This is a genomic window from Burkholderia humptydooensis (assembly GCF_001513745.1).
Taxonomy (GTDB): domain Bacteria; phylum Pseudomonadota; class Gammaproteobacteria; order Burkholderiales; family Burkholderiaceae; genus Burkholderia; species Burkholderia humptydooensis.
The window spans coordinates 718,986-744,755 of sequence record NZ_CP013380.1 but is presented as its reverse complement, the minus strand read 5'-3'; the positions used below and the strand labels follow the sequence as shown (position 1 = coordinate 744,755).

The 25,770-nt window shown below is 68.8% G+C and carries 27 protein-coding genes; 15 read left to right on the top strand and 12 right to left on the bottom strand.

Annotated features, from left to right (window positions below):
- Positions 1–80 precede the first annotated feature (80 nt).
- The 3 genes from AQ610_RS03475 to AQ610_RS03465 are packed head-to-tail and all read right to left on the bottom strand — an operon-like array spanning position 81 to position 3,010.
- Positions 81–1,532 (bottom strand): NAD(P)(+) transhydrogenase (Re/Si-specific) subunit beta, encoded by a 1,452-nt coding sequence (locus AQ610_RS03475; protein WP_009913553.1) that lies wholly within the window; start codon positions 1,530–1,532, stop codon positions 81–83.
- Positions 1,529–1,858 carry an NAD(P) transhydrogenase subunit alpha part 2 gene (locus AQ610_RS03470; protein WP_006025304.1) on the bottom strand — a complete coding sequence of 110 codons (330 nt, stop codon included), beginning with the start codon at positions 1,856–1,858 and terminating at the stop codon, positions 1,529–1,531. Before AQ610_RS03470 ends, AQ610_RS03475 begins: the two co-directional genes overlap by 4 nt.
- Before the next feature lie 12 nt (positions 1,859–1,870).
- Complete coding sequence (locus tag AQ610_RS03465) at positions 1,871–3,010, bottom strand: Re/Si-specific NAD(P)(+) transhydrogenase subunit alpha (protein ID WP_009913554.1); 1,140 nt, start codon at positions 3,008–3,010, stop codon at positions 1,871–1,873.
- 242 nt (positions 3,011–3,252) lie between these two features.
- On the opposite strand from AQ610_RS03465, the gene AQ610_RS03460 reads away from it, so the two are divergent.
- From AQ610_RS03460 to AQ610_RS03450, 3 genes are all read left to right on the top strand, one after another.
- Complete coding sequence (locus AQ610_RS03460; protein ID WP_006025302.1) at positions 3,253–3,762, top strand: NUDIX hydrolase; 510 nt, start codon at positions 3,253–3,255, stop codon at positions 3,760–3,762.
- Positions 3,759–4,919 (top strand): tRNA 2-thiouridine(34) synthase MnmA, encoded by a 1,161-nt coding sequence (mnmA, locus tag AQ610_RS03455; RefSeq protein WP_043282285.1) that lies wholly within the window; start codon positions 3,759–3,761, stop codon positions 4,917–4,919. Before AQ610_RS03460 ends, mnmA begins: the two co-directional genes overlap by 4 nt.
- A 121-nt stretch (positions 4,920–5,040) precedes the next feature.
- Entirely contained in the window at positions 5,041–6,681 is a 1,641-nt protein-coding gene (locus tag AQ610_RS03450) for an FMN-binding glutamate synthase family protein (RefSeq protein WP_006025300.1), read from the top strand.
- A gap of 160 nt (positions 6,682–6,841) precedes the next feature.
- On the opposite strand, the gene AQ610_RS03445 is transcribed toward AQ610_RS03450, so the two are convergent.
- Positions 6,842–7,453 carry a glutathione S-transferase family protein gene (locus AQ610_RS03445; RefSeq protein ID WP_006025299.1) on the bottom strand — a complete coding sequence of 204 codons (612 nt, stop codon included), beginning with the start codon at positions 7,451–7,453 and terminating at the stop codon, positions 6,842–6,844.
- Positions 7,454–7,787: 334 nt separating this feature from the next.
- Here AQ610_RS03445 and AQ610_RS03440 point away from each other — a divergent pair, with 334 nt between their 5' ends.
- From AQ610_RS03440 to AQ610_RS03395, 10 genes are all read left to right on the top strand, one after another.
- A complete protein-coding gene (locus AQ610_RS03440) occupies positions 7,788–9,197 on the top strand; it encodes an aminopeptidase P N-terminal domain-containing protein (RefSeq protein WP_043282454.1) in 1,410 nt (469 codons plus the stop codon).
- A gap of 79 nt (positions 9,198–9,276) precedes the next feature.
- Positions 9,277–10,470 (top strand): UbiH/UbiF/VisC/COQ6 family ubiquinone biosynthesis hydroxylase, encoded by a 1,194-nt coding sequence (locus tag AQ610_RS03435; RefSeq protein WP_006025296.1) that lies wholly within the window; start codon positions 9,277–9,279, stop codon positions 10,468–10,470.
- A 208-nt stretch (positions 10,471–10,678) separates the two neighbouring features.
- Positions 10,679–11,743: a tRNA dihydrouridine synthase DusB gene (gene dusB / locus AQ610_RS03430; RefSeq protein WP_009913560.1), complete on the top strand. Its 1,065-nt coding sequence runs from the start codon at positions 10,679–10,681 to the stop codon at positions 11,741–11,743.
- On the top strand, positions 11,740–11,973 hold the full coding sequence (locus AQ610_RS03425; protein ID WP_006025294.1) for a Fis family transcriptional regulator: 234 nt from the start codon (positions 11,740–11,742) through the stop codon (positions 11,971–11,973). Before dusB ends, AQ610_RS03425 begins: the two co-directional genes overlap by 4 nt.
- 44 nt (positions 11,974–12,017) lie before the next feature.
- The gene (gene purH, locus AQ610_RS03420; protein WP_006025293.1) at positions 12,018–13,583 is read left to right on the top strand and encodes a bifunctional phosphoribosylaminoimidazolecarboxamide formyltransferase/IMP cyclohydrolase; all 1,566 of its coding nucleotides are present in this window, start codon (positions 12,018–12,020) and stop codon (positions 13,581–13,583) included.
- A 210-nt stretch (positions 13,584–13,793) separates the two neighbouring features.
- Positions 13,794–14,336 (top strand): crossover junction endodeoxyribonuclease RuvC, encoded by a 543-nt coding sequence (gene ruvC, locus AQ610_RS03415; protein WP_009913561.1) that lies wholly within the window; start codon positions 13,794–13,796, stop codon positions 14,334–14,336.
- 67 nt (positions 14,337–14,403) lie between these two features.
- Positions 14,404–14,985, top strand: a complete 582-nt coding sequence (gene ruvA, locus AQ610_RS03410) for a Holliday junction branch migration protein RuvA (protein ID WP_006025291.1) — start codon at positions 14,404–14,406, stop codon at positions 14,983–14,985.
- A gap of 99 nt (positions 14,986–15,084) precedes the next feature.
- Positions 15,085–16,155 (top strand): Holliday junction branch migration DNA helicase RuvB, encoded by a 1,071-nt coding sequence (gene ruvB, locus AQ610_RS03405; protein WP_006025290.1) that lies wholly within the window; start codon positions 15,085–15,087, stop codon positions 16,153–16,155.
- A 26-nt stretch (positions 16,156–16,181) separates the two neighbouring features.
- Positions 16,182–17,138, top strand: coding sequence for an oxygenase MpaB family protein (locus tag AQ610_RS03400; RefSeq protein ID WP_009913562.1), 957 nt, complete (start codon positions 16,182–16,184; stop codon positions 17,136–17,138).
- Between the two features lie 118 nt (positions 17,139–17,256).
- Positions 17,257–18,399 (top strand): ParB/Srx family N-terminal domain-containing protein, encoded by a 1,143-nt coding sequence (locus AQ610_RS03395; protein ID WP_006025288.1) that lies wholly within the window; start codon positions 17,257–17,259, stop codon positions 18,397–18,399.
- Between the two features lie 88 nt (positions 18,400–18,487).
- Here AQ610_RS03395 and AQ610_RS03390 read toward each other — a convergent pair whose 3' ends face one another.
- The 4 genes from AQ610_RS03390 to AQ610_RS38020 are packed head-to-tail and all read right to left on the bottom strand — an operon-like array spanning position 18,488 to position 21,065.
- Positions 18,488–19,150 carry a histidine phosphatase family protein gene (locus AQ610_RS03390; RefSeq protein ID WP_006025287.1) on the bottom strand — a complete coding sequence of 221 codons (663 nt, stop codon included), beginning with the start codon at positions 19,148–19,150 and terminating at the stop codon, positions 18,488–18,490.
- 34 nt (positions 19,151–19,184) lie between these two features.
- Positions 19,185–19,643: a D-aminoacyl-tRNA deacylase gene (dtd, locus tag AQ610_RS03385; protein ID WP_006025286.1), complete on the bottom strand. Its 459-nt coding sequence runs from the start codon at positions 19,641–19,643 to the stop codon at positions 19,185–19,187.
- Positions 19,640–20,881, bottom strand: coding sequence for a tyrosine--tRNA ligase (tyrS, locus tag AQ610_RS03380; RefSeq protein ID WP_006025285.1), 1,242 nt, complete (start codon positions 20,879–20,881; stop codon positions 19,640–19,642). Before tyrS ends, dtd begins: the two co-directional genes overlap by 4 nt.
- Positions 20,835–21,065: a hypothetical protein gene (locus AQ610_RS38020; RefSeq protein WP_006025284.1), complete on the bottom strand. Its 231-nt coding sequence runs from the start codon at positions 21,063–21,065 to the stop codon at positions 20,835–20,837. The genes tyrS and AQ610_RS38020 overlap by 47 nt, the downstream gene beginning before the upstream one ends.
- Between AQ610_RS38020 and AQ610_RS03375 the strand changes: the two genes are divergently transcribed.
- Complete coding sequence (locus tag AQ610_RS03375) at positions 21,051–22,205, top strand: anhydro-N-acetylmuramic acid kinase (protein WP_015601450.1); 1,155 nt, start codon at positions 21,051–21,053, stop codon at positions 22,203–22,205. The two genes, AQ610_RS38020 and AQ610_RS03375, sit on opposite strands and share 15 nt — an antisense overlap.
- Before the next feature lie 88 nt (positions 22,206–22,293).
- Here AQ610_RS03375 and AQ610_RS03370 read toward each other — a convergent pair whose 3' ends face one another.
- Together AQ610_RS03370 and AQ610_RS03365 are read right to left on the bottom strand one after the other, a co-directional pair.
- A complete protein-coding gene (locus AQ610_RS03370) occupies positions 22,294–22,992 on the bottom strand; it encodes a glutathione S-transferase N-terminal domain-containing protein (RefSeq protein ID WP_006025282.1) in 699 nt (232 codons plus the stop codon).
- A 4-nt stretch (positions 22,993–22,996) separates the two neighbouring features.
- Positions 22,997–23,701 (bottom strand): glutathione S-transferase family protein, encoded by a 705-nt coding sequence (locus AQ610_RS03365; RefSeq protein WP_006025281.1) that lies wholly within the window; start codon positions 23,699–23,701, stop codon positions 22,997–22,999.
- 107 nt (positions 23,702–23,808) lie between these two features.
- Between AQ610_RS03365 and AQ610_RS03360 the strand changes: the two genes are divergently transcribed.
- The gene (locus AQ610_RS03360) at positions 23,809–24,675 is read left to right on the top strand and encodes an AraC family transcriptional regulator (protein ID WP_006025280.1); all 867 of its coding nucleotides are present in this window, start codon (positions 23,809–23,811) and stop codon (positions 24,673–24,675) included.
- Positions 24,676–24,797: 122 nt separating this feature from the next.
- Here the strand turns inward: AQ610_RS03360 and erpA are convergent, their stop codons facing one another.
- Together erpA and rpsI are read right to left on the bottom strand one after the other, a co-directional pair.
- On the bottom strand, positions 24,798–25,166 hold the full coding sequence (gene erpA, locus AQ610_RS03355; protein WP_009913567.1) for an iron-sulfur cluster insertion protein ErpA: 369 nt from the start codon (positions 25,164–25,166) through the stop codon (positions 24,798–24,800).
- A gap of 206 nt (positions 25,167–25,372) precedes the next feature.
- A complete protein-coding gene (gene rpsI / locus AQ610_RS03350; protein WP_006025278.1) occupies positions 25,373–25,765 on the bottom strand; it encodes a 30S ribosomal protein S9 in 393 nt (130 codons plus the stop codon).
- Between the last annotated feature and the right edge of the window lie 5 nt (positions 25,766–25,770).

Below are 25,770 nucleotides of genomic sequence, written 5' to 3'. Positions count from 1 at the left end.
CGCGATTCACGACACGCGATTCACGATACGAGATGCCCCGAACGCCCGGCCGAGCGCCGGCCGGGCGCCCGCCCGCCGCGTCATTCGACCGACTTCACCATGTCCTCGATGACCTTCTTCGCATCGCCGAAGACCATCATCGTCTTGTCCATGTAGAAGAGCTCGTTGTCGAGGCCCGCATAGCCCGCCGCCATCGACCGCTTGTTGACGATCACCGTGCGCGCCTTGTACGCCTCGATGATCGGCATCCCCGCGATCGGCGATTTCGGATCGTTCTTCGCGGCCGGATTCACCACGTCGTTCGCCCCGAGCACGAGCACCACATCGGCCTGGCCCATCTCGCCGTTGATGTCCTCCATCTCGAACACGATGTCGTACGGCACTTCCGCTTCCGCGAGCAGCACGTTCATGTGCCCGGGCATCCGCCCAGCGACCGGGTGGATCGCGTAGCGCACGTCGACGCCCTTCTCGACGAGCTTGTCGGTCAGCTCCTTGAGCGCGTGCTGCGCGCGCGCCACCGCAAGCCCGTAGCCCGGCACGATCACGACCGATTCCGCGTTGCCGAGCATGAACGACGCATCCTCCGCCGAGCCCGACTTCACCGGCCGCTGCTCCTTCGCGCCGCCCGCCGCCGCACCCGGTTCCGCGCCGAAGCCGCCGAGCAGCACGTTGAAGAACGAGCGGTTCATCGCGTGGCACATGATGTACGACAGGATCGCGCCCGACGAGCCGACGAGCGAGCCGGCGATGATCAGCATCGCGTTGTTCAGCGAGAAGCCGATGCCAGCCGCCGCCCACCCCGAGTACGAGTTCAGCATCGACACGACGACCGGCATGTCCGCGCCGCCGATCGGGATGATGATCAGCACGCCGAGCGCGAACGCGATCGCCGTCATGATCCCGAACGGCAGCCACGATTGCGTGAGGAAGAACAGCGCGCCGAAGCCGAGCATCGCGAGCGCGAGCATCAGATTGATCAGATGCTGGCCCGGATAGACGACGGGCGCGCCCTGGAACAGCCGGAACTTGTACTTGCCCGACAGCTTGCCGAACGCGATCACCGAGCCCGAGAACGTGATCGCGCCGACGAACGTGCCGATGAAGAGCTCGATCCGGTTGCCGTACGGAATGAAGTTCGGCAGCGTCGCGTCCTGCGGCACGAGCCCGAACGCCTCCGGCTCCGCGACCACCGCGATCGCGATGCACACGGCCGCGAGGCCGATCAGCGAGTGCATCGCCGCGACGAGCTCCGGCATCTTCGTCATCTCGACGCGCGCGGCGATCACCGCGCCCACCGCGCCGCCGATCACGAGCGCGCCGAACACGAGCGCGAGGCCGAGCGGCAGGTTCGCGCCGAGCCACGTGGCCTGCTTCGCGATCAGCGCAACGGTCGTCAGGATTGCGATCGCCATGCCGACCATGCCGAATAGATTGCCTCGTCTAGCGCTCTTCGGGTTCGACAGCCCCTTCAGCGCCTGGATGAAGCACACCGAAGCAACGAGGTACAGCAGCGTGACGACGTTCATGCTCATCGCGCGCCCTCCTTCGCCTCGCCGGCCTTCTGCTTCGGCTCCTTCTTCTTGAACATCTCGAGCATGCGCCGCGTCACGAGGAAGCCGCCGAACACGTTGACGGCCGCGAGCGCGACGGCGAACGTGCCGAACGCCTTGCCGACGCCGCCGAGCGTGAGCGCCGACGCGAGCATCGCGCCGACGATCACGATCGCCGAGATTGCGTTGGTCACCGCCATCAGCGGCGTGTGCAGCGCGGGCGTCACGTTCCATACGACGTGGTAGCCGACGTACACCGCCAGCACGAAAATGATCACGTTGATGACCGTGTGATTGATGATCTCCATGACCTCCTCCCGTTATTTGCGCGCGACTTCGCCGTCGCGGCACAAGAGCGTCGCGGCGACGATGTCGTCCGAAAGATCGATGTCGAGCGCGCCTTCCTTCGTGACGATCAGCTTCAGGAAGTCGAACAGGTTGCGCGCGTAGAGCGACGACGCGTCGGCGGGCACCATCGCGGCCAGGTTCGTGTAGCCCGCGATCGTCACGCCCTGGTGAACGATCACCCGATCGGCGACGGTGAGCGGGCAGTTGCCGCTCTTCCTGCCGTCGAATTCGGGGCCGCGCCCCGCCGCGAGATCGACGAGCACCGAGCCCGGCTTCATCGACTGCACGGTCTCGACCGAGATCAGCGTCGGCGCGGGGCGGCCCGGAATCAGCGCGGTCGTGATCACGATGTCGGCCTGCTTCGCGCGCTCGTGCACGAGCGCCGCCTGCCGCCCGAGCCACGATGCCGGCATCGGTCGCGCGTAGCCGCCGACGCCTTGCGCCGCATCGCGCTCTTCTTGCGTCTCATAAGGAACGTCGAGAAATTTCGCGCCGAGCGATTCGATCTGCTCCTTGACCGCCGGGCGCACGTCGGACGCCTCGATCACCGCGCCCAGGCGCTTCGCGGTCGCGATCGCCTGCAGGCCCGCGACGCCCGCGCCGAGCACGAGCACGCGCGCGGCCTTCACGGTGCCCGCGGCCGTCATCAGCATCGGAAAGAAGCGCGGATACAGCGCCGCGGCGACGAGCACCGCCTTGTAGCCGGCAATGTTCGCCTGCGACGACAGCACATCGAGGCTCTGCGCGCGCGTGGTGCGCGGCGCGGCCTCGAGCGCGAAGCCCGTGACGCCCGCGGCCGCCAGGCGCGCCGCCTGCTCGGCGTTGAACGGCTCGAGCATGCCGATCAGAACCGAGCCTCGCTTCAGTTGCCCGCTCTCCGCGTCGGTCGGCGCCTGAACCTTCAGCACGATGTCCGCCCCGAACGCGGCGGCTGCGTCGGCCAGTTCCGCGCCGGCCGCCGCATACGCGTCGTCCGGAAAGCTGGCGGCCACGCCCGCGCCGCGCTCGACCGTCACGCGGTGGCCGGCCGCCGCGTATTTCCTGACCGTCTCCGGCGTCGCGGCCACGCGCGCCTCGTTCGCCCGCGTTTCGGCAGGCACTCCGATATGCATCGTCGATCCCTCCTCTTTCTTCGTTCTACTGCGACGGCGAGCCGGGCGACTGACATACCGGCTCGAAGGCAACGGCTGTTTCAGGCGCCACTTTAACCGAAAGCGGCGACGATTCAGCAATGCGCCCCTTTCCCGGTCGACACGCCGGTGCGCATCGGCAACGCCCGGAGTTGCACCGGGGTCGGAACCGCGCTATACGCGCGCTCGGCAGCGGCGCGGCGCAACCGGTAAAATGCGCGGCTATGAAACCCGAAATCTGGACCCCGCACGTGACGGTCGCCGCGATCGCCGAACGCGACGGGCGCTTTCTCGTGATCGAAGAACACACGTCGTCCGGCCTGCGCATCAACCAGCCAGCCGGCCACCTCGAAGCCGGCGAGACGCTCGTCGAAGCCGTCGCGCGCGAGGCGCTCGAGGAAACCGCGCACCCGTTCGAGCCCCACGCGCTCGTCGGCGTGTACGTCGCGCACTACGCGCGCCCGGCGAGCGTCGGCGCGACCTACCTGCGCTTCGCGTTCTGCGGCCGCGCAGGCGACGCGCTCGCCCACCGCGCGCTCGACGACGGCATCGTCCGCGCGCTGTGGATGACGGCCGACGAGCTGCGCGCATGCGAGGATCGCCACCGGTCGCCCGCGGTGATGCGCTGCGTCGACGACTACCTCGCCGGCCGCCGCGTGCCGCTCGATTTCGTGCATACGCATTCGGTCGCGCCGTATCGCGCGGCCCCGGATCATCAGGCGGTGGGCAAATGACGAAGCGTCGGGTCGTGGTGGGCATGTCGGGCGGCGTCGATTCGTCGGTGACCGCGTGGCTCTTGAAGGAACAGGGCTACGACGTCGTCGGCCTGTTCATGAAGAACTGGGAGGACGACGACGACGGCGAATACTGCTCAACGCGGCAGGACTGGATCGACGTCGTGTCGGTCGCGGACCTGATCGGCATCGACGTCGAGGCCGTGAACTTCGCGGCCGAATACAAGGACCGCGTGTTCGCCGAGTTCCTGCGCGAATACTCGGCGGGCCGCACGCCGAACCCGGACGTGCTGTGCAACGCGGAAATCAAGTTCAAGGCGTTCCTCGATCACGCGATGTCGCTCGGCGCGCAGACGATCGCGACCGGCCACTACGCGCGCGTGCGCGAGCGCGACGGCCGCTTCGAACTGCTGAAGGCGTTCGATCATACGAAAGACCAGTCGTACTTCCTGCATCGCCTCAATCAGGCGCAGTTGTCGAAGACGATGTTCCCGCTCGGCGAGATCCCGAAGACGAAGGTGCGCGAGATCGCCGCGCAGATCGGCCTGCCAAACGCGAAGAAAAAGGATTCGACGGGCATCTGCTTCATCGGCGAGCGCCCGTTCCGCGATTTCCTGAACCGCTATCTGCCGACGAAACCCGGCCCGATGAAGACGCCGGACGGCAAGACGGTCGGCGAGCACATCGGCCTCGCGTTCTACACGTTCGGCCAGAGGAAGGGCATCGGCCTCGGCGGCAGCAAGGACGGCAGCGGCGAGCCGTGGTTCGTCGCGGCGAAGGACATCGCGTCGAACACGCTCTATGTCGTGCAGGGCCACGATCATCCGTGGCTGCGCTCGCGCGAGCTCGTCGCGGGCAACGTGAGCTGGGTCGCGGGCGAGCCGCCCGCCGACGGCGCGCGGTGCGGCGCGAAAACCCGCTACCGGCAGGCGGATGCGCCGTGCGCGTTCGGCCGCGCCGCGCCCGGCGAGGCGGCGGGCGGCGAGCGCTTCTCGCTCGTGTTCGACGAGCCGCAATGGGCGGTCACGCCCGGCCAGTCGGCGGTGCTGTACGACGGCGACGTGTGCCTGGGCGGCGGGATCATCGAATCCGCGGCGACGGGGCGAGCCGACGCCGCGCCCGCGGGCCGCGCGCCGGCGCTCGTCGAAGCGCGCTGAGCCCCGATCGGTTTAGACTTGCGGCACGCGGAGCACGCCGCGCCAGCGAGGCGCCGTGCGCGCGCGCCGCCTTGCCGTTCGTCCGCGCATGGCGGCATCCGAAAAACGATATGGAGTCCCCATGCTTTCTCGACGCTATCTCGCGATGTGGTGCGCGCTCGCCCTCTTCGCGGCCGTCGCCGTGCTCGCGGCGCGGCACACGATCTCGTGGCTGTGGATCGCGCCCGTCGCCGCGCTCGTCGCGCTCGGCCTGTACGACCTGAACCAGGACCGCCACGCGATCCTGCGCAACTACCCGCTCTGGGGCCATCTGCGGTTCCTGTTCGAATTCATCCGCCCGGAAATCCGCCAGTACTTCGTCGAGGACGACACCGACGAGAAGCCGTTCTCGCGCGCGCAGCGCAGCGTCGTCTACCAGCGCGCGAAGAACGTGGCCGACAACCGGCCGTACGGCACCGAGCTCGACGTGAAGGCGGTCGCGCACGAGTGGATCAGCCATTCGCTCGCGCCCACCCGGTTGCCGAACCACGATTTCCGCATCCGCGTCGGCGCGAACCGCGCGCAACCGTACGACATCTCGATCTTCAACGTGTCGGCGATGAGCTTCGGCTCGCTGTCGGCGAACGCGATCCGGGCGCTGAACCTCGGCGCGAAGAAAGGCGGCTTCGCGCACGACACGGGCGAAGGCTCGCTGTCGAAGTACCACCGCGAGAACGGCGGCGACATCATCTGGGAAATCGCGTCCGGCTACTTCGGCTGCCGCAACGACGACGGCACCTTCAACCCCGACAGGTTCGCGAAGCAGGCCGCCGATCCGCAGGTCAAGATGATCGAGATCAAGCTGTCGCAGGGCGCGAAGCCGGGCCACGGCGGCGTGCTGCCGGCCGCGAAGATCACGCCCGAGATCGCCGAGACGCGCGGCGTGCCGATGGGCAAGGATTGCATCTCGCCCGCGACGCACTCCGAGTTCTCGACGCCGCGCGGGCTGCTCGAATTCGTCGAACGGCTGCGCACGCTGTCGGGCGGCAAGCCGACCGGCTTCAAGCTGTGCATCGGCCACCCGTGGGAATTCTTCGGGATCGCGAAGGCGATGATCGAGACGGGCATCGTGCCGGACTTCATCATCGTCGACGGCGCGGAAGGCGGCACGGGCGCCGCGCCGCTCGAATTCACCGACCATGTCGGCGTGCCGCTGCAGGAAGGACTGCTGCTGGTGCACAACACGCTCGTCGGGATCGGCGTGCGCGATCGCGTGAAGCTCGGCGCGAGCGGCAAGATCATCACCGCGTTCGACGTGGCGCGCACGCTCGCGATCGGCGCGGACTGGGTGAACTCGGCGCGCGGCTTCATGTTCGCGGTCGGCTGCATCCAGGCGCAGCACTGCCACACCGACCGCTGCCCGACGGGCGTCGCGACGCAGGATCCGGTGCGCCAGCGCGCGCTCGTCGTGCCGGACAAGGCCGACCGCGTCCACAACTTCCATCGCAACACGCTGCACGCGCTGCAGGAGCTCGTGCAGGCGGCGGGGCTGTCGCATCCGTCGGAGCTGCGCGCGCATCACATCGTGCAGCGCGTCGCGCCGCACGAGGTCCGGCTGATGTCGCAACTGCTCAAGTATCTGGAGCCGGGCGCGCTGCTCAACGGCGGCCATTGCGGCTTCTCGCTGTACGACAAGTGGTGGCCGCTCGCGCGCAGCGATTCGTTCTCGCCCGGCGAAAGCGTGTATGCGCGCGTCGGCAAAGGCGCGAGCGCGAGCGCGTAAGCCGGATCGGATGACCCGCCGCGGCACGGCGCGTTCGGCTCGCACGCACGCGCCCCGGCCCGGATCGCCGCGAACTTGGATCGCTGCGAACGCGCCGCGTGCGCTCAAAAAAACGCCCCGGACGGGGCGTTTTTTTATCGCCGGCGCGCGCGGCGACGCGTCATTGCGGCACCGTGTCGATGAACGGCTGGCGCTGCGCCAGCTTCGCGAAATGCTTGTCGAGGTTCGGATGGCGCTCGCGCCAGTTGATCTCGGGCATCCGGAACTCGAGGTAGCCGAGCGTGCAGCCGAGCGCGATGTCGGCGAGCGTGTAGTGATTGCCGACGCACCACGCCTTGCCTGCAAGGCCCTGCGACATCGCGACGAGGCCGTCGTCGATCTTGCGCTGCTGGCGCGCGACCCACGCTTCGCTGCGATGCTGCGGCTCGCGCTGCGTGTGCTCGATGCGAATCGCGACCGCCGCGTCGAGCACACCGTCGCCGAGCGCCTCCCAGCACCGCACCTCGACGCGCTCGCGTCCCGACGGCGGGATCAGCTTGCCGACGGGGGAAAGCGTGTCGACGTATTCGCAGATCACGCGCGAGTCGAACACGGCCGCACCGTCTTCCATCACGAGGCACGGCACCTTGCCGATCGGATTCGACGCATGGATGTTCGTATCCGGCGCCCAGACGTTTTCGAGCTCCAGCTTGTAGTCGATCTTCTTTTCAGCAAGCACGATCCGCGCCTTGCGGACGAACGGGCTGCTGAGCGAACCGATTAATTTCATCATCTGTCTTCGGTCGGGAATGGCGCCCGAGAGTATACGTTGTCGCCGATCATAACCGGCCGTTGCGCGTTCGTTGATAATCAGCCGTCCGGCCTGTGGATGGTTTGCAACAATCAATCGCGCCGCCGCGCGAGCCGGGCGACGGAGATGAAGCTGCGGTGGCTGCCGCGGGTTTCGTTTCGATCGAGTCCGCCGGGGTCGCGCGTGATTGGGGCGCAAATTCGCGCGGCCATCTTGCGGCGGCGATCGCGCGCACGCGACGCCCGCCGCGACGCATCCGCACGATCGCCGCCCCACCCGCCGCGCGCGCCCCGCGCGACGGCGCTACAATCGCGTGATGAATCAGCCGACCGAACCCGCCATCGCCCTCGACGTCTACCGCCAGCGCCGCGACCGCGTGCTGGCCTCGCTGCGCGCGCGAGGCGGCGGCGTCGCGATCGTACCCACCGCGCCGGAAGTCCCGCGCAATCGCGACAGCGATTATCCGTACCGGCACGACAGCTACTTCTACTACCTGACGGGCTTCGCCGAGCCCGACGCGCTCCTCGTCCTTGACGCATCGGCGGCGGGCGACGCGCCGCGCTCGATCCTGTTCTGCCGCGCGAAGAATCCCGAGCGCGAGATCTGGGAAGGGTTCCATTTCGGCCCCGAAGCCGCGCGCGACGCGTTCGGCTTCGACGCCGCGCTCCCGTACGACGCGCTCGACGCCGAGATGCCGCGCATCATCGCCGACGCGCCCGCGCTGCACACCCGCTTCGGCGCGTCGGCCGCCTTCGACGGCCGCCTGAACGGCTGGCTCGACACGGTGCGCGCGCGTGCGCGCGCAGGCGTCGCCGCGCCGGGCGCCGCGTTCGATCTCGGGCCGCTCCTCGACGACATGCGGCTCGTCAAGGATGCGCACGAGCAGGCGATCATGCGCCGCGCGGCCGACATCTCCGCGCTCGCGCACCGCCGCGCGATGGCCGCGTGCCGTCCCGGCATCCGCGAATACGAGCTCGAGGCCGAGCTGCTCTACACGTTCCGCCGCCACGGCGCGCAGTCGCCCGCGTACGGCTCGATCGTCGCGACGGGCGCGAACGCGTGCGTGCTCCACTATCCGGCCGGCAACGCAATCGTCGTCGACGGCGACCTCGTCCTGATCGACGCCGCGTGCGAGCTCGACGGCTATGCGTCCGACATCACCCGCACCTTCCCGGCGAACGGCCGCTTCTCGGGCCCGCAGCGCGCGCTCTACGACATCGTGCTCGCCGCGCAGGAAACCGCGATCGCGGCGACGCGCGCGGGCACGCCGTTCGACGCGCCGCACGACGCGGCGGTGCGCGTGCTCGCGCAGGGCATGCTCGACACGGGGCTCGTGCCGAAGACGCGCTTTGCGAGCGTCGACGACGTGATCGCCGAGCGCGCGTACGCACGCTTTTACATGCACCGCACCGGCCACTGGCTCGGAATGGACGTGCACGATTGCGGCGACTACCGCGAGCGCGGCGCGCCGCGCGACGACGACGGCGCGCTGCCTTCGCGCGTGCTGCATGCGGGCATGGCGCTCACGATCGAGCCGGGCCTGTACGTGCGCCCGGCCGACGACGTGCCGCAGGCGTTCTGGAACATCGGCATCCGGATCGAGGACGACGCGTTCGTCACGCCGACGGGATGCGAGCTGATCACGCGCGGCGTGCCGGTGGCCGCCGACGAGATCGAGGCGCTGATGCGCGACGCGCGGGCGCCGAGCCCGCGCCCGCAGCCGTGATCCGCACCCGCCGCTTCCCGCGCGAATTCCTACGCGGATTCCTGCGCAGCTTCCTATCGAGACCCACGATTCACGAACGATGACGACTGCCGCCTCCACGCCCGCTTTCGACTTCGACATCGCGATCGTCGGCGCCGGGCCGGTCGGGCTCGCGCTCGCCGGCTGGCTCGCGCGCCGCAGCGCGACCCGCGCGCTGTCGGTCGCCCTCATCGACGCGCGCGCCCCCGACGCGAGCGCGAACGATCCGCGCGCGATCGCGGTGTCGCAAGGCAGCCGGATGCTGCTCGATACGCTCGGCTGGCCGGCCGACGCGACGCCGATCGAACACATCCACGTGTCGCAGCGCGGCCACTTCGGCCGCACGCTGATCGATCGCGACGAGCACGACCTCGCCGCGCTCGGCTACGTCGTGCGCTACGGCGCGATCGTGCAGGCGCTCGCCCGCGCGGTGCGTGGCACGCCCGCGCACTGGCTCACGTCGACGTCCGCGCATTCGCCGACGCAGGACGCAGACGGCGTGACGATCGCGCTCGATACGCCGCAAGGCGCGCGCACGTTGCGCACGCGCGTGCTCGTCAACGCGGAGGGCGGCATCTTCAACGATCGCAAGCGCAAGCTGACCGACAGCGCGCAGAGCCGCGACTATGGGCAGACGGCGCTCGTCGGCACCGTCACGGTGTCGTCGCCGCGGCCGCGCGTCGCGTGGGAGCGCTTCACCGCCGAAGGCCCGCTCGCGCTGCTGCCGCTCGGCGGCCCGCAGCAGGCGGACTACGCGCTCGTCTGGTGCTGCGCGCCGGACGTCGCGCGGCGTCGCGGCGAACTGTCCGACGACGCATTCCTGCACGAGCTCGGCGCGACGTTCGGCTCGCGGCTGGGGCGCTTCACGCGGATCGCGGGGCGCGCGGCCTTCCCGCTCGGGCTCGCCGCCGCGCAAACGCTCGTCGAAGGGCGGATCGCGATCGTCGGCAACGCCGCGCAAACATTGCATCCGGTCGCGGGCCAGGGGCTGAACCTCGGGCTGCGCGATGCGCATACGCTCGCCGAGACGCTGTCCGAGCACGGCGCGACGCCGCTCGCGCTCGCGACGTTCAACGCGCGCCGCGCGCTCGACAGGCGCATGACGATCGGCGCGACCGACACGCTCGCGCGCCTGTTCGCGATCGATTCGCGGCCGCTCGCGATGCTGCGCGGCGCGGCGCTCACCGCGCTCGAATTCGTGCCGCCGCTGAAGACGGCCCTTGCGCGACAGATGATGTTCGGGCAGCGGCGATAAGCGCGCCGGGCACGCGCACCTGACGCATCGCGGCTACCGCGCTTCGCGGGCACGCACGATGCGTCATCCCGCCTTCACGCAAGATTCATCGACGATTTGACGATTGCCGACAATTACCCAATTCGGCGGCACTGGCGGTTACGGTAAAATACGCGTTTTCCCTTTCGCCTACTCCCCGCCCGCGCCCCGCGCGGGCGCTCCCATTGCGATGCCCGTCCTAGGCTCTCACGTCCTGCGCAACAACCTGTTCGTCGCCCCGATGGCGGGCGTCACGGACCGGCCGTTCCGCCAGCTCTGCAAGCGGCTCGGCGCGGGCTACGCCGTGTCGGAGATGGTCGCGTCGAACGCGCAGTTGTGGAAGAGCGAGAAGACGATGCGCCGCGCGAACCACGCGGGCGAGGTCGAGCCGATCGCGGTGCAGATCGCGGGCGCCGATCCGGCGATGATGGCCGAGGCCGCGCGTCACAACGTTGCAAACGGCGCGCAGATCATCGACATCAACATGGGCTGCCCGGCGAAGAAGGTCTGCAACGTCGCCGCCGGCTCGGCGCTGCTGCAGAACGAGCCGCTCGTGCAGCGGATCGTCGAGGCGGTCGTCGACGCGGTGGGCACGGGCCCCGGGGCCGTGCCCGTCACGCTGAAGATCCGCACCGGCTGGGACCGCGAGCACCGGAACGCCGTCGAGATCGCGAAGCTCGCCGAGGCGGCCGGCATCTCGATGCTGACCGTGCACGGCCGCACCCGCGCCGACCTGTACCGCGGCGACGCCGAATACGACACGATCACGGCCGTGAAGGCCGCCGTGCGCATTCCGGTCGTCGCGAACGGCGACATTACGTCGCCGCAAAAAGCGAAGGCCGTGCTCGACGCGACGGGCGCCGACGCACTGATGATCGGCCGCGCCGCGCAAGGAAGGCCGTGGCTTTTCCGCGAAATCGGTCATTTCCTGCAAAGCGGCGAGCTCCTGCCGCCGCCGCGCATCGACGAGATCCGCCAGGTGATGCACGAGCACCTCGAGGATCACTACGCGTTCTACGGCGAATTCACGGGAGTCCGTACTGCGCGCAAGCACATCGGCTGGTACACTCGCGGCCTTTCCGGCGCCAACGGGTTCCGGCACCGGATGAACACGCTCGAAACCACCCGCGAGCAGCTTGCCGCCGTCAACGCATTCTTCGACGCGCAACAGGCGCTGTCCGACCGCCTCGTCTATGTGGACGACGAAGACGGCGGCCGCGGCGAGCCGGACGATTCTAACCAGTTAGCAGCATGAGCAAGCACAACATCGAACAATGTGTCCGCGCCAGCCTGGACGGCTACTTCCGGGATCTCGACGGCTCCAATCCGCACGACGTCTATGAAATGGTGATGTCGTGCGTCGAAAAGCCTATGCTCGAAGTCGTTCTCGTACAGGCGGGCGGCAACCAGTCGCTCGCCGCGGAGTACCTCGGCATCAATCGCAACACGCTGCGCAAGAAGCTGCAGCAGCACGGCCTGCTGTAGGCGGCCGCCCCGTCCCCGTTTTCCTGGCTATTGGTGGTTCCATCATGATCAAGCAAGCGCTCATTTCCGTTTCCGACAAGACCGGCATCGTCGACTTCGCGAAAGCGCTGTCCGGGCTCGGCGTCAAGCTGCTGTCGACGGGCGGCACCGCGAAACTGCTCGCCGACGCGGGCCTGCCCGTCACCGAAGTGGCCGACTACACCGGCTTCCCGGAAATGCTCGATGGGCGAGTGAAGACGCTGCACCCGAAGGTGCACGGCGGCATCCTCGCCCGCCGCGACCTGCCCGAGCACCTGCAGGCGCTCGAAGCGCACGGGATTCCGACGATCGACCTGCTCGTCGTGAACCTGTATCCGTTCGTGCAGACGATTGCGAAGGACGACTGCACGCTCGCCGACGCGATCGAGAACATCGACATCGGCGGCCCGACGATGCTGCGCTCGGCGGCAAAGAACCATCGCGACGTGACGGTCGTCGTCGATCCGGCCGACTACGCGGTCGTGCTCGACGAAATGAAGGCGAACGGCAACACGGTGGGCTACAAGACGAACTTCCGCCTCGCGACCAAGGTGTTCGCGCACACCGCGCAGTACGACGGCGCGATCACGAACTACCTGACGAGCCTCGGCGACGATCTGCAGCACGGCTCGCGCAACGCGTACCCGGCGACGCTGAACCTCGCGTTCGACAAGGTGCAGGACCTGCGCTACGGCGAAAATCCGCACCAGAGCGCCGCGTTCTATCGCGACATCGCGACGCCCGCCGGCGCGCTCGCGAACTACCGCCAGTTGCAGGGCAAGGAACTGTCGTACAACAACATCGCCGATTCGGACGCCGCATGGGAATGCGTGAAGACGTTCGACGCGCCCGCATGCGTGATCATCAAGCACGCAAATCCGTGCGGCGTCGCGGTGGGCACGAACGCGGGCGAAGCGTACGCGAAGGCGTTCCAGACCGATCCGACCTCCGCGTTCGGCGGCATCATCGCGTTCAACCGCGAAGTCGACGAAGCCGCGGCTCAAGCGGTCGCGAAGCAGTTCGTCGAAGTGCTGATCGCGCCGTCGTTCTCGGATGCGGCGAAGCAGGTGTTCGCGGCGAAGCAGAACGTGCGTCTGCTCGAAATCGCTCTGGGCGAAGGCCATAACGCGTTCGACCTGAAGCGCGTCGGCGGCGGCCTGCTCGTGCAGTCGCTCGATTCGAAGAACGTGCAGCCGCGCGAGCTGCGCGTCGTCACGAAGCGCCACCCGACGCCGAAGGAAATGGACGACCTCCTCTTCGCGTGGCGCGTCGCGAAGTACGTGAAGTCGAATGCGATCGTGTTCTGCGGCAACGGGATGACGCTCGGCGTCGGCGCGGGCCAGATGAGCCGCGTCGATTCGGCGCGCATCGCGAGCATCAAGGCGCAGAACGCGGGCCTCACGCTCGCGGGCTCGGCCGTCGCGTCGGACGCGTTCTTCCCGTTCCGCGACGGCCTCGACGTCGTCGTCGCGGCGGGCGCGACCTGCGTGATCCAGCCGGGCGGCTCGGTGCGCGACGATGAAGTGATCGCCGCCGCCGACGAGCACAACATCGCGATGGTGGTGACGGGCGTGCGCCACTTCCGTCACTGATTCGTACGACGCATCGTTTTCGGCGAAACCCGGCGGTCGCTCACCGCCGGGTTTTTCATCGGCCGCGTGGCGGCGGTGCGTGATGCGGCGATCGTTGGTCGGGCCGAGCCCCGATCGCCGTGAGCGGCGCGCCGTAATCCCGCCCCCGCTTTCGCCGGGTTTCGGCGTCATTCGTGTAGTATCGGTCGCAGTCAGTCTTTCCGTTTCTCCATGCGAATCCTCGGCATCGACCCCGGCTTGCGTGTCACGGGCTTCGGCGTGATCGACGTCAGCGGCCATCGGCTCGCGTACGTCGCAAGCGGCGTGATCAAGACGCCCACCGCCGACCTGCCCACGCGGCTCGGCACGATCTACGACGGCATCTCGACGCTGATCCGCGAGCACGCGCCCGATCAGGCTGCGATCGAAAAAGTGTTCGTCAACGTCAACCCGCAATCGACGCTGCTCCTCGGCCAGGCGCGCGGCGCCGCGATCTGTGGGCTCGTGTCGGGCCGCCTGCCCGTGGCCGAGTACACGGCGCTGCAGCTCAAGCAGGCGGTGGTCGGCTACGGCCGCGCGACGAAAGAGCAGATGCAGGAGATGGTCGCACGCCTGCTGAGCCTGTCCGGCCTGCCCGGCACCGACGCGGCCGACGCGCTCGGAATGGCGATCTGCCACGCGCACGGCGGCGACACGCTGAACACGCTCGGCGGCATCGCACCCGCGCTCGCGAAGAAGGGGCTGCGCGTGCGGCGCGGACGGCTCGTCGGGTGACACGCGTTTGCGTGGCGCGCGCCGCCGTGCGCTACACTCGCGCTTTCCGTTCCGTCCCGCACTCGCCATGATCGGTCGCATCGCCGGCACCCTCCTCGAAAAGAATCCTCCGCACCTCCTCGTCGACTGCAACGGCGTCGGCTACGAAGTCGACGTGCCGATGAGCACGTTCTACAACCTGCCGCACACGGGCGAGAAGGTCATGCTGCTGACGCAACTGATCGTCCGCGAGGACGCGCACCTGCTGTACGGCTTTCTCACGCCGCAGGAGCGTTCGACGTTCCGCGAGCTGCTCAAGATCACGGGCGTCGGCGCGCGGATGGCGCTCGCCGTGCTGTCCGGCATGAGCGTCGCGGAGCTGTCGCAAGCGGTCACGCTGCAGGACGCCGCGCGCTTGACCCGCGTGCCGGGCATCGGCAAGAAGACAGCCGAGCGCCTGCTCCTCGAACTGAAGGGCAAGCTCGGCGCCGATCTCGGCCCGCTCGCCGGCGCGGCCTCGCCGTCCGATCACGCGGCCGACATCCTCAACGCGCTCCTCGCGCTCGGCTACTCGGAAAAGGAAGCGCTTGCCGCGATCAAGAACGTGCCGGCCGGCACCGGCGTGTCCGAAGGCATCAAGCTGTCGCTCAAGGCGCTGTCGAAGGCGTAACGGCGCGTCGTCGAAGACAGCTTCGCATGCCGGGCGCCGCGCCGCGACTCGGCCGTTCGGCCAGGTTGGCCGGAGCACGCCGCGCGGTACAATGGCCGCATGATCGAAACCGACAAACTCGCCGCCGAGCGGATCATTGCCGCCACGCCCGCGTCTTCGCACGAAGAGGCTTTCGAACGCGCGCTGCGCCCGCGCCAGCTCGACGAATACGTCGGCCAGGAGAAGGTGCGCGATCAGCTCGAAATCTTCATCGAAGCCGCGAAGCGCCGCGCCGAAGCGCTCGACCACGTGCTGCTGTTCGGCCCGCCGGGCCTCGGCAAGACGACGCTCGCGCACATCATCGCGCGCGAAATGGGCGTGAACCTGCGCCAGACGTCCGGCCCCGTGCTTGAGCGCGCGGGCGATCTCGCCGCGCTCCTCACGAACCTCGAAGCGAACGACGTCCTCTTCATCGACGAGATCCACCGCCTGTCGCCTGTCGTCGAGGAAATCCTGTATCCGGCGCTCGAGGATTACCAGATCGACATCATGATCGGCGAGGGGCCGGCCGCGCGCAGCGTGAAGCTCGACCTGCAGCCGTTCACGCTCGTCGGCGCAACGACGCGCGCGGGCATGCTGACCAATCCGCTGCGCGACCGCTTCGGCATCGTCGCGCGGCTCGAGTTCTACGACGCCGAGCAGTTGTCGCGCATCGTGCGCCGCTCGGCTGCGCTGCTGAACGCACAGATCGATCCGGCCGGCGCGCTCGAAATCGCGAAACGCTCGCGCGGCACGCCGCGGATCGCAAACCGCCTGCTGCGCCGCGTGCGCGACTACGCGGAAGTGAAGGCGGACGGCAACATCACCGCGGCCGTCGCGGACGCCGCGCTCGCGATGCTCGACGTCGATCCGGTCGGCTTCGACCTGATGGACCGCAAGCTGCTCGAGGCGATCCTGCACAAGTTCGACGGCGGGCCGGTCGGCGTCGACAACCTCGCCGCCGCGATCGGCGAGGAACGCGACACGATCGAGGACGTGCTCGAGCCGTACCTCATCCAGCAGGGCTTCCTGCAGCGCACGCCGCGCGGCCGCGTCGCGACGCTCCTCACGTACCGGCATTTCGGGCTCGCCGCGCCCGATGCCGCGAGCCCCGTGCACAATCTCTGGGATACGCCCGAGGCCGGGCGCTGACGCCCCCTGCCCCGACGAGCCGACCGATGTCCGCCCCATTACACGACCGCCCCGCACGCACGCCGCTCGGACGTCCGCTCGTCGAACGCGTGCGAGCGCGCGTCGCGGGCGGCGTCACGCATCTGACGACGGGTAGCGGCGGCCCGTCGCTCGACTACTCGTCGCCGCCGGGCGACCCCGGCCTCTTCGGCCCCGACGCGGTGTGCTGGAAAGTGCACGCCGATTTCACGTCGATGATGACGGGCGGCATCTCCGCGCTGCTACTGCAGGCGCTGCATCCGCTCGCGCTCGCGGGCGTATGGGACCATTCGACGTTCCGCACCGACATCCTCGGCCGCCTGCGCCGCACCGCGACGTTCATCGCCGGCACGACGTACGGCAGCCGCGCCGACGCGCTGAAGCTGATCGAGCGCGTGAAGGCGATCCACGAGACCGTCACCGGCATGGGGCTCGACGGCCGTCCGTATCGCGCGGCCGACCCCGCGCTGCTCACATGGGTGCACGTCGCCGAGGTGTCGAGCTTTCTCGCCGCGCACCTGCGCTACGTGAACCCGCGGCTGTCGGGCGCCGATCAGGACCGCTACTACGCGGAAACCGCGCGCGTCGCCGAGATGCTCGGCGCGGCGCACGTCCCGAAGACGCGCGCGGACGTCGCCGCGTACTTCGCCGCGATGCGCGCCGAGCTCGAGGCGAGCGAGCGCACGCGCGAGGTGGTGCGGATACTGATGAACGTGCCCGTCCCGAAGCCGGCGATGCGCCCCGCCGCCGCGCTGCTGTTCAACGCCGGCGTCGATCTGCTGCCCGCATGGGCGCAGCACATGCTCGGCCTGTCGTCGCTCGCGCCGGTGCGCCGCGCACTCGTTCGGCCGGGCGTGCGTATCGTCGCGCCCGTGATCCGCTGGGCGCTCGTCAACGGCGTATCGAAGCGCGCGCGCCGGCGCGTCGCCGCCCGGCCCGAGCAGCCGGACCGCAGCGGCACGTAGCCAAACCTGTCCAATTCATTTCAAATACCTGTCACATTGATTCGCGATGCTGACGGGTCCGCGCTCGCGCGTCGATCGCGCGCCGCCACCCTCGAACCCTCTTCGATTCCCATCGCCCATGCCGCGTCCGATCTTCCGCCTCGCCGCTGCCGCGTTCCCGTTCGTCGCCGCGCTCGCCGCCTGCGGCGGCGACGGCACCGCGCCCGTTTCCCCGCCTGCCGCCGTCGACGCCGGCGCCGCCGGCCCCGCGCCGGGCAATACGACGAATGCCGGATCGAACGCCGACACCCCGCCGCCGACGCCCGCTCCCGCGCCGGGCAAATGGAAGAACGCGCGCACGGGCGACATGCTCGACGTCGCGCTCGGCGAGCTGCATCCGACGCAAGGCGCGCTCGGCTACGACCAGATCCATTACAAGCTCGGCCGCTACGAGCGGCAGCCCGACAGGAAGTTCGACGATTTCTGCGCGGACGAAGGGCTCGGCGGCATCGCGCCGGACGGCTACACCGCGCAATCGACGCTGCGCGACGCGGCGAGCTACGCGTGCGCGACGAGCGCCGGCGCGCGCGATCGCACCGTGCTCAATCCCGTCGTGATCGGGCCGAACGGCGACACGCTGTACGTGACGGACGGCCACCACGGACTGTCGACCTATTACGAGACGCCCGACGGCGGCGCGGCGCTGCGCGTGCACGTCGTCGTCAAGGACAACCTCGGCGACTACTCGGGCCCGGCGTTCTGGCAGCAGATGCAAAGCCGCGGCTACACGCGCCTGAAGGACGGGAACGGCCGGCCGATCGCGCCGGACCAGTTGCCCGCCGGCCTTGGCCTGAAGCTCGGCATGCAGGACGACCGCTACCGGTCGCTCGTCTATTTCACGCGCGACATCGGCTACGCGAAGCCCGCGCAAGCAACCGACTATCTCGAGTTCTACTGGGCCGACTGGCTGCGGCAGCAGCCGGAAACGTTCTCGCTCGCCGGCTACGACCTCGCGCGCGCGGGCGCGACCGATCCCGATCCGGCGAAGGCCGATACGGGCTATCTGAATGCGGTATGGAACGCGTCGGCGCGGATGGTCGCCTCGACCGATCCTGTAATCGACGGCAAGACGGGCGCGGACCTCGGCCGCGCCGACCAGATCAACGGGGGCAAGAAATACAGCAAGGGGGAATTCGACAAGCTGCGCCAGCCGATCACGGCCGACAAGCCGGGCAAGATCGCGTATGCGCTCGATTACCGGTCACGCCACGGGCTGCACTGACGCGGCGCGATCGCCACGTGGCCGCGCCCGCCCATCGGCCGCGCTCACGCGCGCACGCGCCGCCAGCCGCGCGGCGACGCGCCGATCGTCACAGCACCTGCCGATAACCGTCGTCGTCGCTCGCTTCGTTCAGGTGATCGACGTCGGCCCAGCGCACGACGCGCGCGCGGCCATCGTCGTAATCGACGATATTGACGCTCGTATTCAGCAGCGCATGCTTGCGCGGCGCGTCGAGCGGCAAATCGCTCGCGAACCGGTACACGCAGTCGAGCACGCCGCCGTGCGCGACGCAAGCGATGCGCCCGCCCGGATGCGCGGCGACGATCCGCTCGACCTCGTGCAGCACGCGATGATAGAACGCGCGGTGTGACTCGCCGCCTTCCGGCTCGAAGCCCGGGTCGCGCGTCTGCCACTGCGCGAACGCGTCGGGAAAGCGCGCCTCGATCTCGGTGCTGTCGTGCCCCTGGAACACACCGTACGCACGCTCGCGAAGCCCCTCCCGCAGCATGAGCGGCAGGCCGAGCGCGTCGGCTGCCGGCTGCGCGGTCTGCCGCGCGCGCAACAAATCGCTCGTATAAATCGCATCGATCCGCGCGCCGGCGAGCGCCTCCCGCGCGAGCCGCCCGGCCAGTCGCCGCGCCTGCGCGAGCCCCGTGTCGGCAAGCGGAATGTCGATGTGGCCTTGAATCCGCTTGATGCGGTTCCAGGCCGTCTCGCCGTGGCGAATGAAGAGGATCTGCGTCGTGGGCATCGGTGCGGTCTCGAATCGAAGCGTCAAGGGCGCATCAGGGGCGTGCCTGCAACCAGAACGTCACGGGGCCGTCGTTGACGAGCGACACCTGCATGTCGGCGCCGAACTCGCCTGTCGCGACGATCGGGTGACGCTCGCGAGCCTGGCGCACGAAATAGTCGAACAGGCGCGCGCCCTCGTCGGGCGGCGCGGCCGGCGTGAAGCTCGGGCGCAGGCCGCTGTTCGTGTCGGCGGCGAGCGTGAACTGCGACACGAGCAGCAGGCCGCCCGCGCGTCCCGCGCCGTCGAGGTTCGACACAGGCAGGTTCATCTTGCCCGCCGCGTCGCTGAACACGCGGTAGCCGAGCACCTTCGCGAGCAGCTTGTCGGCGGCGGCCTCGGTGTCGCCGCGCTCCGCGCAGACGAGCGCGAGCAGGCCCGGGCCGATCTCGCCCGTCACACGCTCGCCGACACGCACGTCAGCGCGCTTCACGCGCTGGATCAGCGCGATCATGCGGTGAGCGTCACGCGCGCGAAGCGGCGCTTGCCGACCTGCACGACGAACTCGCCCGCATCGACCTTCAGCGCCTTGTCGGACACCGTCGCGCCGTCAATCTTCACGCCGCCCTGCTCGATGTTGCGCAGCGCCTCGCTCGTCGACGGCACGAGCCCCGCCTGCTTCAGCAACTGGCCGATCGCGAGCGGCGCGCCGGCGAGCGTCACGCTCGGGATGTCGTCGGGCACGCCGCCCTTCGCGCGGTGATTGAAGTCCTCGAGCGCGCGTTCGGCGTCGGTCTGCGAATGGAAGCGCGCGACGATCTCCTGCGCGAGCATCACCTTGAAGTCGCGCGGATTGCGCCCGCCTTCGATTGCGCCGCGGAACTGCGCGATCTCGTCGAGGCTGCGGAAGGACAGGAGCTCGAAGTAGCGCCACATCAGCACGTCCGAGATGCTCATCAGCTTGCCGAACATGTCGTTCGGCTTCTCGCTGATGCCGACGTAGTTGCCCTTCGATTTCGACATCTTCTCGACGCCGTCGAGCCCTTCGAGCAGCGGCATCGTCAGGATGCACTGCTGCTCCTGGCCGTACTGCTTCTGCAGCTCGCGGCCGACGAGCAGGTTGAATTTCTGGTCGGTGCCGCCGAGCTCGAGATCGGCGTTCAGCGCGACCGAGTCGTAGCCTTGCATCAGCGGATACAGGAATTCATGGATCGAGATCGGGATGCCGCCCTGGAAGCGCTTCGTGAAATCCTCGCGCTCGAGCATCCGCGCGACCGTGTAGCGCGACGCGAGCTTGATCATCCCGTCCGCGCCGAGCGGCATCGACCATTCGCTGTTGTAGCGGATCTCGGTCTTCTCGCGGTCGAGCACGAGCGCGGCCTGCTCGAAATAGGTCTTCGCGTTCGATTCGATCTGCTCGCGCGTGAGCGGCGGGCGCGTCGCGTTGCGGCCCGACGGATCGCCGATCAGCGACGTGAAATCGCCGATCAGGAAAATCACCGTATGGCCGAGATCCTGCAACTGGCGCATCTTGTTCAGCACGACCGTATGGCCGAGGTGGATGTCGGGCGCCGTCGGATCGAGGCCCAGCTTGATGCGCAGCGGCTTGCCCGTCGCCGCGCTTCTCGCGAGCTTCTGCGCGAACTCTTCCTCGATCAGCAGCTCGTCGACGCCGCGCTTCGTGACGGCGAGCGCGTGGCGGACTTCATCGGTGATCGGGAAGGCGGGCTTGGAAGTGGGATCGGTGCTCATCGGTGCAAGAGGAAGGAATATCGCAAAAAGAGCAATTTTCCCATAAGTTGCGCGCGGACCGCTTAACGGCGCGCCCGCATGCGCGGATAATCGGCGACGACGGCGCGCGGCGGGCCTTCCGCGCGCGCCCCATCTCGATTCCGGAGCAATCAACGTGGCGTCCAATCGCATGCAACCCGGCCATCCCGCGGATGGCGTGTATTTCGGCCTGATGTCGGGCACGAGCATGGACGGCGTCGACGGCGTCGCCGTGCGCTTCGAGGCGGGCAAGCCGCCCGCCGTGCTGTCCGAGGCGTTCGTCGGCTTCGCCGACACGCTGCGCGACGCCCTCTTCGCGCTGCAACAGCCGGGCGACGACGAGATCGAGCGCGAGGCGCTCGCCGCGAACGCGCTCGCCGCGCGCTACGCGGTGTGCTGCCACGAGCTGCTGCGCGCGGCGGGCCTTTCGCCCGACGACGTGCGCGCGCTCGGCGTGCACGGCCAGACGGTGCGCCACCGGCCCGAGCGCGGCTACACGCGGCAGATCAACAACGCGGCGCTGCTCGCCGAGCTGACCCGCATCGACGTGATCGCCGATTTCCGCAGCCGCGACGTCGCCGCGGGCGGCCAGGGCGCGCCGCTCGTGCCGGCGTTCCACGCGACGGTGTTCGGCTCGCCCGACGAGACACGCGTCGTCTGCAACCTGGGCGGCATCAGCAACATCACGATCCTGCCCGCCGCGCGCGGCGGGCGGGACGAACGGGGCGACGCGGTGCGCGGCCACGATTGCGGCCCGGCGAACGCGCTGATCGACGCATGGGCGGGCCGCCACCTGAAGCAGCCGTTCGACGACGGCGGGCGCTTCGCGGCGCGCGGCACGGTCGACGAAGCGCTCCTCGCCGCGCTTCTCGACGAGCCGTACTTCCGGCAGAGCGCGCCGAAAAGCACCGGGCGCGACCTCTTCAACACCGACTGGCTGGACGTGAAGCTCGCCGGTTTTCCGGGCCTCGCGCCGGAGGACGTGCAGGCGACGCTCACCGCGCTGACTGCGGCGAGCGTCGCAGACGAGATCGCGCGGCATGCGGGCGACTGCCGGGCCGTCTACGTGTGCGGCGGCGGCGCGCGCAACCCGGTGCTGCTCGACGCGCTCGCGACGGCGCTCGCGGCGCGCGGGCTCGACGCGCCCGTCGCCACGACGGCCGCGCTCGGCGTGCCGCCGCAGCAGGTCGAATCGCTCGCGTTCGCCTGGCTCGCGTACCGCTTCAACGCGCGCGCGCCGGGCAACGTGTCGGCCGTCACGGGCGCGGCGGGCGAGCGCGTGCTGGGCGCGCTCTACCCGCGCTGAAGCGGCGGCCCGGCCGAAGCCCGCCCGCGCGCACCGCACAGCCCGGCGCGCACGGCGGCGAAGCCGCAGCCCACCGGCACCGGCCGCGTCAGCGGACCGTGCTCGCGTCCTGCCCGAACAACACGCTGCGCGATTGCTGATCGACCGTCGGCGCCGTGTTGATCTCCTTCGCCCGCGCGTAGGCGCGCACGGTGGCCGGCCGTTCGGCGATCCGCGCGAACCAGGCGGCCAGGAACGGAAAATCCTCGAGGCGCTGCCGCTGCCGCTCGTGCGGCACGATCCACGGATAGCTCGCCATGTCGGCGATCGAATACTCGCCGGCGATGTAGTCGCGCCCGTCCGACAGATGCTTGTTCAGCACGCCGTACAGCCGCGACGTTTCCTTCACGTACCGCTCGATCGCGTACGGCAGCGGCTCGGGCGCGTACTGCACGAAGTGATGGTTCTGCCCCGCCATCGGGCCGAGCCCGCCCATCTGCCAGAAGAGCCACTGCAGCGCCTCGTTGCGGCCGCGCAGGTCGGCCGGAATGAAGCGCCCGATCTTGTCCGCGAGATACAGCAGGATCGCGCCGGATTCGAAGATCGACAGCGGCTCGCCGCCGTCGGCGGGCGCAGAGTCGACGAGCGCCGGAATCCGGTTGTTCGGCGCGATGCGCAGGAAATCCGGCTCGAATTGCTCGCCGCGGCCGATGTTCACCGGCACGATCCGGTACGGCAAGCCGGCCTCCTCCAGGAACATCGTGATCTTGTGGCCGTTCGGCGTCGTCCAGTAGTAGAGGTCGATCATCGCGTCAGGCCCCCGCCCCGGACGTGGCGGCGAGCCGTGCGTTCTGCGGGAACAGCACGCGGCGCGCCTCGTCGTCGAACTCCAGCTTGAACGCGTGGCGCGTCTTCAGCGCATCGGCGCGCTGCGCGGCCGGACGCGCATTGATCTCGTCGACGAGACGCTTCACGTTCGGCAACTGCGCCCACGCATCGTCGCCCAGCACGCGCGGAATCGCCTGCGCCCAGCCCCACACCGCCATGTCGGCGATCGTGTAGCGGTCGCCGACCATGTAGCGGCGGCCGGCGAGGCGCTCGTCGACGATGCGCCAGTGGCGCCACGCCTCGAAGTCGTAGCGGTTCGCCGCGTACGCCTTCGGCTCCGGCGCGAAATACTTGAAATGGACCGCCTGCCCGCAGTACGGGCCGATCCCCGTCGCGACGAACATCAGCCACGACAGCAGCTCGCCGCGCGCGGCGGGTGTATCGTCCGGCAGGAACCGGCCGGTTTTCTCGGCGAGATACAGCAGGATCGCGTTGCTGTCGAACACGGTCGCGTCGCCATCGGCGATCGCGGGCGTCTTCGCGTTCGGATTGATCGCCTTGTACGCGTCGCTGTGCTGCTCGCCCTTGCGGGTATCGACAGGCACGAGCTCGTACGGCACGCCAGCCTCCTCGAGGAACAGCGCGACCTTGGCCGGATTCGGCGACGGGTGATAGAAGAATCGGATCATCGACTGGGTCCTCCTTGTCATGCGGGACGGTGAGCGGAGTTGCCAATGTAGCGCACGCACTGAGACAATATGCGTCGATAAATCCCAATTACTTGACCAATCGTCTCATGAGCGATCGCCTGAAGGGCCTTCTCGCCCGTTTCGAGCTGCACGCCCGCGTGTTCCACTTCGGCATGCTGCCCGGCGCGTCGACGTTCGACATCTGCGAGGACGGTTTCCACATGCACCTGGTGCGCACGGGCGCCGTCTGCGTGACGGGCGGCGCGCTTGGCCTTCACGCGGTGCCCGAGCCGAGCGCGGTCTTCATCGGGCGGCCCGGCAAGTACCGGATCGAGGCGCGCGGCAACACGCCCGCCGAGGTCTTGTCCGCGACGATCGAGTTCGGGCTCGGCGACGAGAACCCGCTGTTGCGCGGCCTGCCCGATCTGCTCGCGATTCCGCTCGCGTCGATGTCGCCGCTCGACGGCGTCCAGCAGGCGCTGTTCGCCGAGGCGAGCGCGCCCGCATGCGGGCACGACACGGTGATCAACCGCCTGACCGAAGTGCTCGTCGTGCAATTGCTGCGCTTCGTGATGCGCAACCGGCTGGTGGCGAGCGGATCACTCGCCGGGCTGTCCGACGCACGGCTCGCGAAGGCGCTGAATGCGATGCACGCGGACCCGGCCCTGTCATGGCCGCTCGAGCGGATGGCCGCGATCGCCGGCATGTCGCGCTCGCGGTTCGCCGCGCACTTCACGGACACAGTCGGCCTGCCGCCGGGCGAATACCTGCTGCAATGGCGCGTCGGGCTCGCGAAGACGCTGCTCAGGCGCGGCTATGCGGTCAAGGAAATCGCGCCGGAAGTCGGCTACGGCAGCGCGAGCGCGCTGACGCGCGCGTTCGCGCAATGCACGGGACAAGCGCCGACCGATTGGCTCGCGCGTGCGAGCGACGCGGCCGGCACGATGCAGGAGATCGGCGTGCGTGCGGCATGAGCGAACGAAACGGCGAACGGACGAAAGAACGAAGGCCCTCAATCCGAAGCGCGACGCGCCGGCTTCGTCCGGACACAAAAAAACGGGGTATCGAGCCCCGTTTTTGTCGAGTGTGCGTGCGCTCAGACCGAGAACGACGAGCCGCAACCGCAGGTCGAGGTGGCGTTCGGGTTCTTGATGACGAACTGCGCGCCGTTCAGATCGTCCTTGTAGTCGATCTCGGCGCCGACGAGATACTGATAGCTCATGGCGTCGACGAGCAGCACGACACCGTTCTTGTTGAGCACGGTATCGTCCTCGTTGACTTCCTCATCGAACGTGAAGCCATACTGGAAGCCGGAGCAGCCGCCGCCTTGCACGAATACGCGCAGCTTGAGGTCGGGGTTGCCCTCTTCGTCGATCAGTTGCTTGACCTTGTCGGCCGCCGCGTCGGTGAAGACGAACGGAGCCGGCATCTCGGTGGTTGCCGTGGATTCGGTAACAGCGTTCATGCGAACTCTCCAAAAAACCATTGCCTGCTATTGTAGGACCGATCCGTAGATCGTGCTGACGCAGGCGAAATCAAGGTGCGCACCGCCGTTTTTCGCGCATTCGTTGCGCCAACGCAAGCCGCGCGCACATAAAAAAACCGCCAGCGTGAAAACTGGCGGTTTTTCTTGCAGCGATGCCGCCCGAGGGCGGCGTGCAGCACGAGCGATTAACGCTTCGAGAACTGCTTGGCGCGGCGTGCCTTGTGCAGACCGACCTTCTTGCGCTCGACTTCACGGGCGTCGCGCGTGACGAAGCCTGCGCTCGACAGAGCCGGCTTCAGCGTCGCGTCGTAGTCGATCAGCGCGCGGGTGATGCCGTGGCGCACTGCGCCCGCCTGACCCGTTTCGCCGCCGCCCGACACGTTCACCTTGATGTCGAACGTCTGCGCGTGGTTCGTGAGTTCCAGCGGCTGACGCACGATCATCAGCGACGTTTCGCGCGAGAAGTAGTCGGAGATGGGCTTGCCGTTGACGACGATGTCGCCCTTGCCAGCCTTGATGAAGACACGAGCGACTGCGCTCTTGCGGCGGCCCGTACCGTAGTTCCAGTTACCGATCATGTGGG

Bases quoted from the DNA above. Each gene is read 5' to 3' on its own strand.
- AQ610_RS03475 (WP_009913553.1), bottom strand. From the start codon at position 1,532: ATGAGCATGAACGTCGTCACGCTGCTGTACCTCGTTGCTTCGGTGTGC.
- AQ610_RS03470 (WP_006025304.1), bottom strand. From the start codon at position 1,858: ATGGAGATCATCAATCACACGGTCATCAACGTGATCATTTTCGTGCTG.
- AQ610_RS03465 (WP_009913554.1), bottom strand. From the start codon at position 3,010: ATGCATATCGGAGTGCCTGCCGAAACGCGGGCGAACGAGGCGCGCGTG.
- AQ610_RS03460 (WP_006025302.1), top strand. From the start codon at position 3,253: ATGAAACCCGAAATCTGGACCCCGCACGTGACGGTCGCCGCGATCGCC.
- mnmA (WP_043282285.1), top strand. From the start codon at position 3,759: ATGACGAAGCGTCGGGTCGTGGTGGGCATGTCGGGCGGCGTCGATTCG.
- AQ610_RS03450 (WP_006025300.1), top strand. From the start codon at position 5,041: ATGCTTTCTCGACGCTATCTCGCGATGTGGTGCGCGCTCGCCCTCTTC.
- AQ610_RS03445 (WP_006025299.1), bottom strand. From the start codon at position 7,453: ATGATGAAATTAATCGGTTCGCTCAGCAGCCCGTTCGTCCGCAAGGCG.
- AQ610_RS03440 (WP_043282454.1), top strand. From the start codon at position 7,788: ATGAATCAGCCGACCGAACCCGCCATCGCCCTCGACGTCTACCGCCAG.
- AQ610_RS03435 (WP_006025296.1), top strand. From the start codon at position 9,277: ATGACGACTGCCGCCTCCACGCCCGCTTTCGACTTCGACATCGCGATC.
- dusB (WP_009913560.1), top strand. From the start codon at position 10,679: ATGCCCGTCCTAGGCTCTCACGTCCTGCGCAACAACCTGTTCGTCGCC.
- AQ610_RS03425 (WP_006025294.1), top strand. From the start codon at position 11,740: ATGAGCAAGCACAACATCGAACAATGTGTCCGCGCCAGCCTGGACGGC.
- purH (WP_006025293.1), top strand. From the start codon at position 12,018: ATGATCAAGCAAGCGCTCATTTCCGTTTCCGACAAGACCGGCATCGTC.
- ruvC (WP_009913561.1), top strand. From the start codon at position 13,794: ATGCGAATCCTCGGCATCGACCCCGGCTTGCGTGTCACGGGCTTCGGC.
- ruvA (WP_006025291.1), top strand. From the start codon at position 14,404: ATGATCGGTCGCATCGCCGGCACCCTCCTCGAAAAGAATCCTCCGCAC.
- ruvB (WP_006025290.1), top strand. From the start codon at position 15,085: ATGATCGAAACCGACAAACTCGCCGCCGAGCGGATCATTGCCGCCACG.
- AQ610_RS03400 (WP_009913562.1), top strand. From the start codon at position 16,182: ATGTCCGCCCCATTACACGACCGCCCCGCACGCACGCCGCTCGGACGT.
- AQ610_RS03395 (WP_006025288.1), top strand. From the start codon at position 17,257: ATGCCGCGTCCGATCTTCCGCCTCGCCGCTGCCGCGTTCCCGTTCGTC.
- AQ610_RS03390 (WP_006025287.1), bottom strand. From the start codon at position 19,150: ATGCCCACGACGCAGATCCTCTTCATTCGCCACGGCGAGACGGCCTGG.
- dtd (WP_006025286.1), bottom strand. From the start codon at position 19,643: ATGATCGCGCTGATCCAGCGCGTGAAGCGCGCTGACGTGCGTGTCGGC.
- tyrS (WP_006025285.1), bottom strand. From the start codon at position 20,881: ATGAGCACCGATCCCACTTCCAAGCCCGCCTTCCCGATCACCGATGAA.
- AQ610_RS03375 (WP_015601450.1), top strand. From the start codon at position 21,051: ATGCAACCCGGCCATCCCGCGGATGGCGTGTATTTCGGCCTGATGTCG.
- AQ610_RS38020 (WP_006025284.1), bottom strand. From the start codon at position 21,065: ATGGCCGGGTTGCATGCGATTGGACGCCACGTTGATTGCTCCGGAATC.
- AQ610_RS03370 (WP_006025282.1), bottom strand. From the start codon at position 22,992: ATGATCGACCTCTACTACTGGACGACGCCGAACGGCCACAAGATCACG.
- AQ610_RS03365 (WP_006025281.1), bottom strand. From the start codon at position 23,701: ATGATCCGATTCTTCTATCACCCGTCGCCGAATCCGGCCAAGGTCGCG.
- AQ610_RS03360 (WP_006025280.1), top strand. From the start codon at position 23,809: ATGAGCGATCGCCTGAAGGGCCTTCTCGCCCGTTTCGAGCTGCACGCC.
- erpA (WP_009913567.1), bottom strand. From the start codon at position 25,166: ATGAACGCTGTTACCGAATCCACGGCAACCACCGAGATGCCGGCTCCG.
- rpsI (WP_006025278.1), bottom strand. From the start codon at position 25,765: ATGATCGGTAACTGGAACTACGGTACGGGCCGCCGCAAGAGCGCAGTC.